Origin of the sequence: Streptomyces sulfonofaciens (assembly GCF_014656295.1) — a bacterium.
Taxonomy (GTDB): Bacteria; Actinomycetota; Actinomycetes; order Streptomycetales; family Streptomycetaceae; genus Streptomyces; species Streptomyces sulfonofaciens.
In genome coordinates, this window is the sequence record NZ_BNCD01000006.1 from 247279 (window position 1) to 260727 (window position 13449).

Sequence of the window (13449 nt, forward strand, 5' to 3'; positions counted from 1 at the left end):
CCGGTCCCGGAAAGGGCCGGTGCGGGGTCCCGGGCGCCCCGCACCCTCCGTCCCATCCGGCGCGCTCGGCGCACACGGCGCACACGGCACCGCGCCCCGTGCCGAATTGCCGCGCACGGGGTCGGCGCCGCCGCCCGGATACCGCACACTGGACTCTCGTGACCTCGCATCCTCCGATACCCGCCCGGGTCGTGCTGCTGTGCGGCCCCTCGGGCTCAGGAAAGTCGTCGCTCGCCGCGCACGTCGGCCTGCCCGTCCTCTGTCTCGACGACTTCTACAAGGAGGGCGACGACCCGACGCTGCCGCAGGTGGCCGGCACGTCGGACGTCGACTGGGACGCGCCGGCGTCCTGGGACGCCGCGGCGGCCGTCGCCGCGATCGAGGAGCTGAGCCGCACCGGGCGCGCCCGGGTGCCGGTGTACGACATCGCGAGCAACGCGCGGGTCGGCGAGCGGACGCTGGAGCTGCGGGGCGCACCGCTGTTCGTCGCGGAAGGCGTCTTCGCCGCGGAGGTCCTGCGGGAATGCCGGGCGCTCGGGGTGCTCGCGGACGCGCTCTGCCTGCGCGGGCGGCCGTCGACGACGTTCCGGCGGCGGCTGCTGCGGGATCTGAAGGAGGGCCGCAAGTCCGCCGCGTTCCTGCTGCGCCGGGGCTGGCGGCTGATGCGCGCGGAGCACTCCGTGGTGGCCCGCCAGACGGCCCTGGGCGCCCATCCGTGCGACCGGGACGAGGCTCTGGGACGGGTCGCGACGGCGGCGGGCGGACGGGTGGGGACGGCTTCGGCGTAGCGGAAGGAGCGGGGACGGCACGGGGCTCACGGCCGCGAAGGGCCCTTGCCGCACGCACGGCGCGCATCCGGCCGCCGGGCCCGCGCAACACAGGAGGCCCACACATGCGCGCGAGCCCACGCATGCACGCGGAGCCCGCTCAAGACACGTGACCCGCACCACGCACATGATCGGCACAACACACGGGAACCACACCACGCACGGGCACCGCACAGCACGCGGAGCCCGCACAGCACGCGGAGCCCGCGCAGCACGCGGGACCGGACGGGCCCCCCGGCCCTCCGGTCCCACGCTTTCCCCCGGTTGTTACCTGTTCCCCCGTGCTCCCGGACGGTTTCCCCGAACCTTCCGGTCCCCTTCCCCCGTGCTCCCGGACGGCTCCCCCGAGCCCCCGGGCCCCCGTGAGGCCCGCCGCTCCCCCCGGAACGGCGGTCCCCCGTCCACTTTCCCCCCTGACCTTCAGGCGACCAGTTCGCCGAAGGACTCCTCCTGGTCACGGCCGAAGCTGAGGACCTCGTCCTCGCGCAGTCGGCGCAGCGAGCGCCAGATGCTGGACTTCACCGTGCCCACGCTGATGCCGAGGATGTCCGCGATCTCCGGGTCGGTGCGGCCCTCGTAGTAGCGCAGGACCAGCATGGTGCGCTGGAGTTCGGGCAGCCGTGCCAGCGCCTGCCACAGCACCGCACGGAGTTCCGTGCCGCGCATCGCGTCCGTGTCGCCGGCGGTCTCCGGCAGTTCCTCGGTCGGGTACTCGTTGAGCTTGCGCCGCCGCCACGCGCTGATGTGCAGATTGGTCATGGTGCGGCGCAGGTAGCCGCCGACGGCGGCCTTGTCGCTGATCCTGTCCCAGGCCCGGTACGTCGAGAAGAGGGCGCTCTGCAGCAGGTCCTCGGCCTCGAAGCGGTCCCCGGTCAGGTGGTAGGCGGTGGCGTAGAGGGAGGCACGGCGCTCCTGGACGTAGGCGGTGAACGCCGTTTCGGCGTCGGACGCCTTCGCCCCGGTGCCCCGCTCCCCCGGTGCCTCCCCGTTCGCGGCTCCCCCCTGAGCCTCTCCTCCGCGGGCGTCGACCACCGTCATGTACCCGGTGTGCTGACGCCCGGTGCCGCGCGCGCACCCCCGACCCGCCCCGGGCTCGCGGCCCCGGTCGAGCAGGGAGGCGGCCCCGACGGCACCCGGCTTGTCGTGCTTGCCGGTACTCCGCGGCACGGCGTCGTGCAGACGCGTGACAACTGCGCTTGTGGCGGTGCTGTGCAGCGTTTTCATCTCGCGCCCCCCGTCGAGTCCCGGTCCCTTGCGATGTCCAAAAGACTGCCGTCGGGACTTCATGGCGGTGTCCGCCGACTGTCACAGGCCTGTCACAGCGCAGGGTGGGAACCGGAGCACGCGGCGCGGACCCGGTAGTGCGGGAGGGGAGGGAGAGAAAGGGAGAGAAGAAGAGGAAGAAGGAGGACGAGGGGACGGGGAACGACGGGGGAAGGACGAAGAAGGACGGGGAGAAGGACGGGGAGGAGGATATGGAGTGACAAGAACACCCGTCGGCCGACCAATCGAACAATCAGGACCAAAGGGATATAGGGCTGCGGGAAGCGGGCCGGGCACGAGGCCGGGACGAAGGGCCCCCCGGTCGCATCGTGGCAGGTGAGGGGCCTGCCACGTGTGGGTCGGGTGTGGGAGCGCTACAACGGTCGAAACCCCACCGCCCCATAGGCCAGAATGACATCTGTGCCTTCCCTGTTGCTGATCGAAGACGACGACGCCATCCGCACGGCCCTGGAGCTGTCGCTGACGCGCCAGGGGCATCGTGTGGCCACCGCCGCCACCGGCGAGGACGGTCTGAAGCTGCTGCGCGAGCAGCGGCCGGATCTGATCGTTCTGGACGTGATGCTGCCCGGGATCGACGGATTCGAGGTGTGCCGTCGCATCCGGCGCACCGACCAGTTGCCGATCATCCTGCTGACGGCACGCAGCGATGACATCGACGTGGTCGTGGGGCTGGAGTCGGGTGCCGACGACTACGTCGTCAAGCCCGTGCAGGGCCGGGTGCTCGACGCCCGGATCAGGGCGGTGCTGCGGCGCGGCGAGCGGGAGGCCAACGACTCGGCCGCGTTCGGGAACCTGGTCATCGACCGGGCCGCGATGACGGTCACCAAGAACGGCGAGGACCTCCAACTGACACCGACCGAGCTGCGTCTGCTGCTGGAGCTCAGCCGCCGGCCCGGGCAGGCGCTGTCCCGCCAGCAGCTCCTGCGGCTGGTGTGGGAGCACGACTACCTCGGCGACTCGCGCCTCGTCGACGCCTGTGTGCAGCGGCTGCGCGCCAAGGTCGAGGACGTGCCGTCCTCGCCGACCCTGATCCGCACGGTGCGCGGTGTCGGCTACCGGCTGGACACGCCTCAGTGACCGATCTGCGGGACCGCGTCCGGGGCGCCGACCCGGCGGCCGACGGCGGGCCCGGCCAGGACCGCGGCGAGCAGGCCGCGCGGCGCACCCGCCGAAACCGCCGCCGCAGTTCCAGCCTGCGGCTGCGGCTCGTAGTCGTCTTCGCCCTCGTGGCGCTCACCGCGGCGGTCTCGGCGTCCGGCATCGCGTACTGGCTCAACCGTGAGGCGGTGCTGACCCGTACGCAGGACGCGGCGCTCGGCGACTTCCAGCAGGAGATGCAGAACCGCGCCGGGGTCCTGCCGCCGAGTCCCACCGAGGACGAGTTGCAGCACACCGCGGGACTGATGGCCGACAGCGGCCAGCACTTCAGCGTGCTGCTGCTGGCCGAGGACGAGCACGGCAGGCAGCTCGTGGGCGACTCCGACCTGGACAGCTTCACCCTCGGGGACGTCCCCCGAACGCTGCGTGACGCCGTGAACGAGCGGCAGCCGGTCGGCTCGCACAACGCGTACCCGTACCACATGTACTGGCAGCGGATCGTCGTCCATGACACCCCGTACCTGGTCGGCGGGGCCAAGGTGATCGGCGGCGGGCCGACCGGGTACATGCTGAAGTCCCTGGAGCCGGAGGCCAAGGACCTCGACTCGCTGGCCTGGTCGCTGGGGATCGCCACCGCCCTGGCGCTGGTGGGCGCCGCGCTGCTCGCGCAGGCGGCCGCCACGACCGTGCTCAAGCCGGTGCACCGGCTCGGGGTGGCGGCGCGGCGGCTGGGCGAGGGCAAGCTCGACACCCGGCTGCGGGTGTCCGGCACCGACGAGCTGGCCGAGCTCTCGCGAACGTTCAACCGCACCGCGGAGGCACTGGAGAAAAGGGTCGCGGACATGAGCGCGCGGGACGAGGCATCGCGCCGCTTCGTCGCCGACATGTCGCACGAGCTGCGCACCCCGCTGACCGCGATCACCGCGGTCACCGAGGTGCTCGAAGAGGAGCTGGACGCCGAGACCGGCGGCATCGACCCGATGATCGAACCGGCGGTGCGGCTGGTCGTCAGCGAGACCCGGCGGCTGAACGACCTCGTGGAGAACCTGATGGAGGTGACCCGCTTCGACGCGGGCACCGCCCGTCTGGTGCTGGACGACGTGGACATCGCCGACCAGATCACCGCCTGCATCGACGCCCGCGCCTGGCTGGACGCCGTCGAGCTGGACGCGGAGCGCGGCATCGTGGCCCGGCTCGACCCGCGCCGCCTCGACGTGATCCTCGCCAACCTGATCGGCAACGCCCTCAAGCACGGCGGTTCGCCGGTGCGCGTCTCGGTGCGCACCGAGCGCCGCCCGCTCGCCGAGCACGCCGGAGGCGCCGCAGGCTACGACGGCGCGCAACAGGACGGCTCGCTGCCGCACGGCGCCGCGGCCGGGGACGGCACGGGCGCCGCGCTGAGCGCGGAGGATCTGGTCATCGCGGTACGGGACCACGGGCCCGGTATCCCGCAAGCGGTCCTGCCGCACGTGTTCGACCGGTTCTACAAGGCCAGCGCCTCCCGGCCGCGCTCGGACGGCAGCGGTCTCGGCCTGTCCATCGCCCTGGAGAACGCCCACATCCACGGTGGCGGGATCACCGCGAGCAACGCGCCGGAGGGCGGCGCCGTCTTCACCCTGCGCCTGCCCCGGTACACGGTCCCGCCCGAGGAGCGGGAGGCGCACGGTCAGGACGGCGACCCTGCGGAGCGCGAGGCGCAGGGACCCGACGACGACGCGCAGGCGGACACCGAAGGGGGCGGGCGATGAGGGCGGAGCGTACCGGCCGGGCACGGGGACGGGCACGGGGCCGGACCGTGGCGGGCGCGGTGGCACTGCTCCCGGTGCTGCTGGCCGGGTGCGGGATACGGTCCACCGAGGTGCCCACCGACGCCGGGCCCGCGCCGTCCCGGGCGCCGTGCTCGGTGTCAGGACCCCGTCTTGAGGCGGACCCGGCGCAGGCGGTACCGGTGCAGGTCTTTTTGGTGTGCAGTTCCCAACTGGTGAACGTGGACCGGACCGTGCGGATACCGTCCGGGCTGGCCGACGACCGGGTGCGGGTGGCGCGGACGCTCCTCGACGAGTTGCAGAAGCGGCCGCGGGCCCAGGAGCGCGGTGCGGGGTACACGACGGACGTACGGGCGGGAACGACCGTCGAGGGCGGCCGCGGGGGCGATCCCGAGGAAGCGCTGCGGCTCGGCACGCCGCCGGGCGAGCTGACGGCGTACGCGCTGGCGCAGATCGTGTGCACGCTCGCGAACTCGGCCGCCGCGGCCGAGGACGGCTCCGTCGTCCTCGGCGGTCCCGGCACCGGGCCCGTCAAGCGCTACAGGTGCACGCCCGAGGTCCGCTCCCGGCCCGGCACCACCGCCCCGCCGACCGCGCCCGTGGGCACTGGCTGACGCACGGGCGGGGCCGCCGGGCCGCACCGGGCACCGGCCGGCGGACCTGCCGCCGCGGGGTCCGGGGCGCGGAACCACCTGCACCCCGCTCGGCGTCCTTCGCTACGTGCAGCGTCAACCGTCCCGCGGCGGCAACATCCCGGCCCGCCTCCGTACGGCAGGAGGCATCCTCCTCGCCGTGCACCTCGTGCTCGTCGCCTGGATCACGCTGCGGCCGCTGGACGTGCCCTGGATGAGCCCCGCGAATCTGCATCCGCTCGCCGGGATCAGGGCGGACCTGGCGCTCGGCGCCGGCGAGGCCACCCTGCGGATCGGCGCCGGCCTGCTCCTGCTCGCGCCGCTGGGCGTGCTGCTGCCGCTGGCCGGGGGCCGGCTGGCCGTCTCGCCGCTCGGCTCGCTGGTCCGCACGGTCACGGCGGCCGCGCTGCTCTCGCTGGGCATCGAACTGCTCCAGACCGGAGTGCCCGGCCAGGTCGTCGACGTCGACGCGCTGCTGCTCAATCCGCTCGGTGTGGCGCTGGCGCACCTCGCCGTGGTGCCCGCGGTCCGTGCGAGGCTGCGCCGCAAGGCCGGCGCCCTCTCGCGGCCGTGCGACGACCGGCTTCCCGGTGCGGCTCCCGGTGCGACGCGGGACGCTCTCCCGGAGGACGGTTCTCAGGGGCCGGCCCCGACGATTCCCAGGGTTCGTATCGCACCGTAGCGCGACGTCGCGGGCCGATGCGCGGTCGTAGCGTGGAGGTAAGGAGGTCGGCCTTCGGGCCGCCTCGGCGCATCGGTTTGCGAAGGAGCCCTGATGACCGCCCTTGTACGCCCCACTCATGGACGGATGATCGGCGGAGTGTGCGCGGCGCTGGCGCAGCGCTTCGGCACGTCCGCCACCACGATGCGGGTCATCTTCCTCGTGTCCTGCCTGCTGCCGGGACCACAGTTCCTGCTCTACCTCGCGCTGTGGATCCTGCTGCCGAGCGAGGACAAGGTCCGCCACGCCTGGTGACCCACCGCGAACGGGGTGCCGCGGCCGTCCCTGCGGACGGCCGCGGCACCCCGTAGCCCGTACGGCCCCGGATGCTGCCGTGCCTCTCAGCCCAGGGGCAGGACCCCGGTGGACAGCGGCGTGTGCACCCGGTCGGTCGGCACGGCGCCGAGGATCTGACGGGCCTGCCTGACCGGGCCGGTGCCGGCCACCACCTTCTGCGCGGCCTGGGTGGTCGGGTTCAGGGTGGTGGCGAGCGCGGTCTGCGCGCCCGGCAGGTTCTTGGTGACGGCGCTGAGCGCGGCGGTCGGGTCCGGCGCGGCCGCCTCGGCCGCGCTCGTTCCCACGGCGGCGAAGACGGCGCCGAGCGCGGCGACACCGAGGGTCTTGATGGTGGACTGCTTCATGGTCACGTGCGTCCTTCGACAGGGGGTTGAGCGGCCAAAACGTATCCGACCACATCAAGCTCCGCAATCAATGAAACATCCGCCAATTCGCCCGGTTACCCCGTACGCGCCATGCGGTCGGACCGCGGGCGGTCAGCCGCCGGATCCGGCAGCGCCGCTGGTGGCGGGCGCGTCGGGGAACAGCCAGGCGGACTTCAGTTGGGCGAATCCCGGCTTGATGACGTCATTGATCATGGCCAGGCGTTCGTCGAAAGGGATGAAGGCCGACTTCATGGCGTTGACGGTGAACCACTGCAGGTCGTCGAGCGTGTATCCGAAGGCGTCGACCAGGTGTCCGAACTCGCGGCTGACACCGGTGCCGCTCATCAACCGGTTGTCGGTGTTCACGGTGACCCGGAAGTGCAGCCTGCGCAGCAGCCCGATCGGATGGTCGGCGTAGGACGCGGCCGCGCCGGTCTGGAGGTTGGACGTCGGGCACATCTCCAGCGGGACGCGCTTGTCGCGGACGTAGGCGGCCAGCCGGCCGAGCCGCACCCGGCCGTCGTCGCCGACCTCGATGTCGTCGATGATGCGCACCCCGTGCCCGAGCCGGTCGGCGCCGCACCACTGGAGCGCCTGCCAGATGGACGGCAGGCCGAATGCCTCGCCGGCGTGGATGGTGAAGTGGTTGTTCTCCCGCTTCAGGTACTCGAAGGCATCGAGGTGCCGGGTGGGCGGATAGCCGGCCTCCGCGCCTGCGATGTCGAAGCCGACCACACCGGCGTCCCGGTAGGCGTTGGCGAGCCGGGCGATCTCCAGGGCGCGGGCGGCGTGCCGCATCGCGGTCAGCAGCGCCCCCACCCGGATGCGGTTCCCCCGCTCGCGCGCCCGCCGCTCACCCTCGCGGAAGCCGTCGTTGACCGCCTCGACGACCTCGTGGAGCGCGAGACCGGCCGCCAGGTGCTGCTCCGGCGCGTACCGCACCTCCGCGTAGACCACTCCATCCGCCGCCAGGTCCTCCGCGCACTCCGCGGCCACGCGGACGAGGGCCCCCCTGGACTGCATGACACCGACCGTGTGCGAGAACGTCTCCAGATACCGCTCCAGCGAACCGGAGTCGGCGGCCGCCCTGAACCAGCGGTCGAGTTCCCCGGCGTCCGTCTCCGGCAGACCGCGGTATCCGGTGGTGCGCGCGAGGTCGGCGACGGTGCCCGCCCGCAGACCGCCGTCGAGGTGGTCGTGCAGCAGCACCTTGGGGGCCCGGCGGATCTGCTCCACGGTGGGAGCGGCACGGTTCTGGCGGGGCTCGCTGGTCATTTTCGCACTGTAACTCCTACGCGCGTAGAACGCCTGTCCACACGGGTCGATACGTAACAGTGATCGCGCAGACGGGTGGCATACACCGCCGCTTCTGACACTGTTCTGTCATGCCACAGCAAGCGACGCCGGCGCGCGAGGCCAGGCTGGGGAGGGCGATCGGACCGGAGCCGACGACGGTGGGCGGCGTGGTGCTGCTGCTGCCGCGCGGCGCCGAGTCCTCCGCCCGCAGGCCCGCGCCGCTGACCACGGCCTCCCTGCGCGCCCTGGGACGGACCCTCGCCCGAACGGGCCGCCGGGACGGCCTGGCCGCCCATGTCGTGCACTACCGCTACCGGGGGTGGAACGGCGCCCAGGCCCAGCTCGCGCACGACGCCTCCTGGGCCGCCGACGAGGCATTACGGCGCTATGGCGACGTACCGATCTGCCTGGCCGGCGTCGGGATGGGCGGCCGCGCCGCCCTGCACGCCGGCGGGCACGACGCGGTGACCTGTGTGGTGGCACTGGCCCCCTGGCTGCCCGAGGACGACGTCGCCGCGCCGCCGGAACCGGTCAAGCAGCTCTCCGGACGGCAGGTGCTCATCGTGCACGGCACCAATGACGAGCGGTCGGATCCGGAACTGTCCTTCCGGCTCGCGGCACGCGCGAAGAAGGCCAACCGCGACGTGTGCCGCTTCGAGGTGCACTCCGACGGGCACGGGCTTCGCCAGTACCGCTCCGAAGTGCTGGCACTGACCGCGGACTTCGTCCAGGGAGCCATGTTCGGCCACCCCTTCTCGCGTCCGGTCCAGGACGCCCTGGCCGCGCCTCCGCCACTCGGGCTGCGGATGCCGCTGGCGTCCGGTTTCCAGGGGGCGCGGCGGCGGCCGGCCAAGGCCCGCCCGTCGCGGACGGGGTGACGGCGGGGCACGTCGGCGAGGCTCCGGGGACCGCTTTCGCTCCGGGGACCGCTTCCGCTGCGGGGACCGCTTCCGCTCCGGGGGCGGGCCCGTCCACGGTGGTCGGGGCCCGCGGCGGCGGCAGCCGCCCTCGGCGGCGCCGCCGAGGGCGGTGCGGGCGTGGGGCAGGGCCCCGTCCGCCGCTCAGCGCGGCAGCAGCCGGCCCCTGCGCGACAACAGAAAGCTCTTGAAGGCCGCGACGGGAGGGGTGTCCTGGCGGCCTTCCAGCCAGGCCACACCGATCTCGCGGACCGCGCGCGGCGCCGTGACGGCCAGTTCCACGACGCCCGGCCGCGGCACCGGAGGCGGCGGCAGCAGCGCCACGCCGAGCCCCGCCGCGACCAGGCCGCGCAGCGTCTCGGTCTCCTCGCCCTCGAACGCGATCCGGGGCCGGAATCCCGCCGCACGGCACAGGTCGTCCGCGATCCGCCGCATGCCGTAGCCGGGCTCCAGCGTCACGAAGGACTCGTCGGCCGCCTCGGCGAGCCTGACCCTCCTGCGCCCGGCGAGCCGGTGGTCCTCCGGCACGACGAGGTGCAGCCGCTGCTCGTCGAGCCGCCGGAACACCAGGCCGGGTTCGCCCGGCACCGGCGAGGTGAGGCACAGGTCCAGATCGCCGGCGCGCAACCGCTCCAGCATGGCCTCGCTGTAGTTCTGGACCAGGCTGAAGCGGATGCCCGGGTGGTCCGCGCGAAAGGCCCGGATCAGCCCGGGCACCGTCTCGGAGCCCATGGTGTGCAGGAATCCGAAGGCGACCTTGCCGGAGGCGGGGTCGGCGTCGGCCCGCACCGCCTCCGCGGCCCGCTCCACCTCGCCGAGCGCACGCTCCACGGACACCAGGAAGGTACGGCCGGCGGGAGTCAGCGAGAGCGCCCGGCCGCGGCGGGCGAAGAGATCGACACCGAGGTCCCGTTCGAGACGGCCCAGGGCGCGGGAGAGCGTCGACTGCGGGATCCGCATCTCCTGTGCCGCGCGGGTGACGTGCTCCCGACGCGCCACGCCCACGAACTGCGCGAGCCGCGGTGCCAGCAGCGTCACGATGTCTTCCGGAACACCATCGGACGAACGGCGGGCCGGTGACCTGTCGTCATGCTTCATGGGAACGATTGAAGCAGTTCCATGCATTGGACGCATGAATGGGGACGGCCGTACGTTCGAAACATGCCTGCTGCTGATCCCGCCTCGGCCACCGGCTCCACCGCCTACGACACCTCCGGCTCGCCGGACGCCCCCGCCCCCACCCCTGCCTCCGCCGCCCTCCACCCGCGTGACGGGGGTCCCGACCCGCGGGACCCCGACGGCCACCTCACCCCCGACGACCGCCTCACCCCCGGCGGGCCGGGCTACCGCCGGATGAGCGTGGCACTGTTCCTGGCCGGGGTCGCGACGTTCGCACTGCTGTACTCCACGCAGGCGCTGCTGCCGCTCGTCTCGGCCGACTTCGGGGCCGGCGCGAGTGCCGCGAGCTGGACGGTCTCGGCGGCGACCGGCGCGCTCGCGCTGTGCGTGCTGCCCCTGAGCGCGCTGTCGGAACGGTACGGGCGGCGGACGATGATGACCGGCTCCCTGGCCGTCGCGGTGGCGGTCGGCCTGCTGGTGCCCTTCGCCCCCTCGATCGGGGCGCTGGTCGCGCTGCGCGCCGTGCAGGGCGCCGCGCTCGCCGGGCTGCCGGCGTCCGCGATGGCCTACCTCGCGGAGGAGGTCAGGCCGAAGGCACTGGTCGCCGCGGTGGGACTGTTCGTGGCCGGCAACAGCATCGGCGGCATGAGCGGACGCATCATCTCCGGCTGGATCGCCCAGGCGTACGGCTGGCGGTGGGCGGTGGGCACGATCGGGCTGCTCGCGGTGGTGTGCGCGGTGCTGTTCCGGGTCCTGCTGCCGACACCGCGCCGGGCACGCGGCGCGGACCCCCGCCGGACGGCCGGGCGCGGCGCGGACCCCCGTCCGGCGGCCGAACGGTCCACGGACCGCTCCACCGGGCCGCGGGCCCTGGTGCGCACCGTGCGCGGCCATCTGGCGAACCCCCTGCTGCGCCGGCTGTACGCCATCGGCGCGCTCTTCATGATGGTCTTCGGCGGCTCGTACACCGTCATCGGCTACCGCCTGAGCGAGGCCCCGTTCTCGCTGCCGCAGGGCGTGATCGGGTCGGTCTTCCTGGTCTACCTCGTCGGCACCGCGTCGTCGGCGGCGGCGGGGCGTCTGGTGACGCGGCTCGGCAGGCGGGGCGCGCTGTACCTGGCGGCCGGCACCACCGCGGCGGGCCTGCTGGTGTCGCTGGCGGACGCGCTGGCGGCGGTGCTCGGCGGGCTCGTCCTGATCACCGCGGGCTTCTTCGCGGGCCACGCGGTGGCGTCCTCCGCGGTCAGCCGCACCGCCGCGCACGGCCGCGCCCAGGCCTCCGCGCTCTACCAGTCCGGCTACTACATCGGCTCCAGCACCGGCAGCACCCTCGGCGCGGTCGCCTTCCGTGCCGCGGGCTGGGACGGCATGGTGGCACTCGGGCTGCTGGCCGTGGCCGGCGTCGTCACGATCACGCTGCTGGGCACCAGGGCGGCGGCCAGGACCCGGGAGACGTCCACGAACAGCACCACCGGGACCGCTGATCCCGCCGGGACCACCGATCCCACCGATCCCGCCGGGACCACCGATTTCACCGATCCCGCCGGGTCCACCGGATCCGCCGGTCCCACCGGGGCCACCGGAGGCACCCGGCGCTCACCCTCCGCCGCGAGCTCCTGACCCGCCGTCCCTGCGCTCGCCATGGCCCCGCGTCCCGCGTCACCATCGAGGGACGAGGAGCTTTTTGTACACAGATGTCGCTGTGCGAGGGTCGTTGTCAGTGGGCGGCTGTAGCTTCCGCAGTACGGGAGCCTCAGGTACCGCGGGGACCGTCCCGCGGCCCGCCCGCGGCTCCCTCACACGGTGGAAAGGGCACAGGGGTGGGCGATGAGCGACACGACGGCGACGACGACAGAGCTGGACAGCCGGCTTGAGCAGTACCGGACCGAGCTGACCGGGTACTGCTACCGGATGCTCGGCTCCTCCTTCGAGGCGGAGGACGCGGTACAGGACACCATGGTGCGCGCCTGGCGCGCCCACGACCGCTTCGAGGGCCGTTCCTCACTGCGCTCCTGGCTCTACCGGATCGCGCACAACGTCTGCCTCGACCACCTCGGCGCCGGCAACCGCAGGGCCCGCCCGATGGATCTGACCGAGCCGGGCACCGCGGCATCGGCCGTGCTCAAGGAGCGCCCGGAGCCCGCCTGGCTGGAGCCGGTGCCGGACGGCCGGGTGCTGCCGGGCTCCGCGGACCCGGCGGAGGCCGCGGTGGCACGCGAGTCCGTGCGGCTGGCGTTCGTGGCGGCCCTTCAGCACCTGCCGCCCAAGCAGCGCTCCGTGCTGATCCTGCGGGAGGTGCTGGCCTGGCGGGCCGGTGAGGTCGCCGAGCTCTTGGGCACCTCGGTCGCCTCGGTGAACAGCGCCCTGCAGCGCGCCCGTGCCACCCTCGCCGCGGCCAAGGCCAAGGACACGGACCCCCTCAAGCCGATGGACGAGGAGCAGCAGAAGCTCCTGGAGCGCTACGTCCGGGCCTTCGAGGGCTACGACATGGACCAGCTCACCGCGCTGCTCCACGAGGACGCCGTGCTGTCCATGCCGCCCTACGACCTGTGGCTCAAGGGCCCCCGGGAGATCCGGGCGTGGATGCTCGGCAAGGGGTCAGGCTGCCGGGGCTCCCGCCTGCTGCCCACGGTGGCGAACGGCACGCCCGCGTTCGGGCAGTACCGCCCCAGCCGCAGCGGTTCCGGCCACGATGCCTGGGCGCTCCAGGTCCTGGAGACATCAGGGGGGAGGATCACCGGGCTCACCTCGTTCCTGGCCACCGCCCGGCTCTTCCCCGCCTTCGGCCTCCCGCTCCGTCTCGAACCGGAGACCGGCGAGGGACAGCAGGGCCCGCAGGTCGGGCGCGGCATCGCGGATCCGGATCCGGCCCCCGGCGCGGCGCGCCGCCAGCTCCAGCCGGGCCAGCAGCTCGACGGCATCGAGGCCGATCCCGCCGAGCGCCCGCGCATCGCAGACGACACTCCCTCCGCCGGCGTCCAGACGAGTGCGCACGAGGGCGCAGAGCCTGACCAGGTCGTCGGGGCCGGCCCGGGCGGGCAGGACGAGCGGGGCCGAGGTGAGGGCATCCACACCCGGTAGACCGACCGGGTGCGCCGCCCTCATCGGTGCCGGCGCGCCCCCGCCG

The 13449-nt window shown here is 73.5% G+C and carries 12 protein-coding genes and 2 pseudogenes; 10 read left to right on the plus strand and 4 right to left on the minus strand.

Annotated features, from left to right (window positions below; all coding sequences use genetic code 11):
* Positions 1-158: 158 nt before the first annotated feature.
* Positions 159-788 carry a uridine kinase family protein gene (locus IE313_RS12785; RefSeq protein WP_229924579.1) on the plus strand — a complete coding sequence of 210 codons (630 nt, stop codon included), beginning with the start codon at positions 159-161 and terminating at the stop codon, positions 786-788.
* Between the two features lie 459 nt (positions 789-1247).
* Here the strand turns inward: IE313_RS12785 and IE313_RS12790 are convergent, their stop codons facing one another.
* Entirely contained in the window at positions 1248-2051 is an 804-nt protein-coding gene (locus IE313_RS12790) for a SigE family RNA polymerase sigma factor (protein ID WP_189931398.1), read from the minus strand.
* 104 nt (positions 2052-2155) lie between these two features.
* On the opposite strand from IE313_RS12790, the gene IE313_RS12795 reads away from it, so the two are divergent.
* From IE313_RS12795 to IE313_RS12820, 6 genes are all read left to right on the plus strand, one after another.
* Positions 2156-2311, plus strand: coding sequence for a hypothetical protein (locus IE313_RS12795; protein ID WP_189931400.1), 156 nt, complete (start codon positions 2156-2158; stop codon positions 2309-2311).
* 199 nt (positions 2312-2510) lie between these two features.
* Positions 2511-3188, plus strand: coding sequence for a two-component system response regulator AfsQ1 (gene afsQ1, locus IE313_RS12800; RefSeq protein WP_189931402.1), 678 nt, complete (start codon positions 2511-2513; stop codon positions 3186-3188).
* Between the two features lie 5 nt (positions 3189-3193).
* A complete protein-coding gene (locus IE313_RS12805; protein WP_189931614.1) occupies positions 3194-4957 on the plus strand; it encodes a sensor histidine kinase in 1764 nt (587 codons plus the stop codon).
* Complete coding sequence (locus tag IE313_RS12810) at positions 4954-5589, plus strand: hypothetical protein (RefSeq protein WP_189931404.1); 636 nt, start codon at positions 4954-4956, stop codon at positions 5587-5589. The genes IE313_RS12805 and IE313_RS12810 overlap by 4 nt, the downstream gene beginning before the upstream one ends.
* Before the next feature lie 106 nt (positions 5590-5695).
* Positions 5696-6289 (plus strand): VanZ family protein, encoded by a 594-nt coding sequence (locus tag IE313_RS12815; RefSeq protein ID WP_189931406.1) that lies wholly within the window; start codon positions 5696-5698, stop codon positions 6287-6289.
* A gap of 93 nt (positions 6290-6382) precedes the next feature.
* Positions 6383-6583 carry a PspC domain-containing protein gene (locus IE313_RS12820; protein ID WP_189931408.1) on the plus strand — a complete coding sequence of 67 codons (201 nt, stop codon included), beginning with the start codon at positions 6383-6385 and terminating at the stop codon, positions 6581-6583.
* Between the two features lie 86 nt (positions 6584-6669).
* On the opposite strand, the gene IE313_RS35150 is transcribed toward IE313_RS12820, so the two are convergent.
* Together IE313_RS35150 and IE313_RS12830 are read right to left on the minus strand one after the other, a co-directional pair.
* Positions 6670-6969 (minus strand): ATP-binding protein, encoded by a 300-nt coding sequence (locus IE313_RS35150; protein ID WP_229924580.1) that lies wholly within the window; start codon positions 6967-6969, stop codon positions 6670-6672.
* 132 nt (positions 6970-7101) lie between these two features.
* Positions 7102-8265 carry an adenosine deaminase gene (locus IE313_RS12830; protein WP_189931410.1) on the minus strand — a complete coding sequence of 388 codons (1164 nt, stop codon included), beginning with the start codon at positions 8263-8265 and terminating at the stop codon, positions 7102-7104.
* A 110-nt stretch (positions 8266-8375) separates the two neighbouring features.
* Here IE313_RS12830 and IE313_RS12835 point away from each other — a divergent pair, with 110 nt between their 5' ends.
* Positions 8376-9164, plus strand: coding sequence for a prolyl oligopeptidase family serine peptidase (locus IE313_RS12835; RefSeq protein ID WP_189931412.1), 789 nt, complete (start codon positions 8376-8378; stop codon positions 9162-9164).
* Between the two features lie 183 nt (positions 9165-9347).
* On the opposite strand, the gene IE313_RS12840 is transcribed toward IE313_RS12835, so the two are convergent.
* The gene (locus tag IE313_RS12840; protein WP_229924581.1) at positions 9348-10301 is read right to left on the minus strand and encodes a LysR family transcriptional regulator; all 954 of its coding nucleotides are present in this window, start codon (positions 10299-10301) and stop codon (positions 9348-9350) included.
* A 63-nt stretch (positions 10302-10364) separates the two neighbouring features.
* On the opposite strand from IE313_RS12840, the pseudogene IE313_RS12845 reads away from it, so the two are divergent.
* Together IE313_RS12845 and IE313_RS12850 are read left to right on the plus strand one after the other, a co-directional pair.
* Positions 10365-11771, plus strand: a pseudogene (locus IE313_RS12845) (MFS transporter); the annotation flags it as partial.
* 378 nt (positions 11772-12149) lie between these two features.
* Positions 12150-13154 (plus strand): annotated as a pseudogene (locus IE313_RS12850) (sigma-70 family RNA polymerase sigma factor); the annotation flags it as partial.
* Positions 13155-13449: the final 295 nt, after the last annotated feature.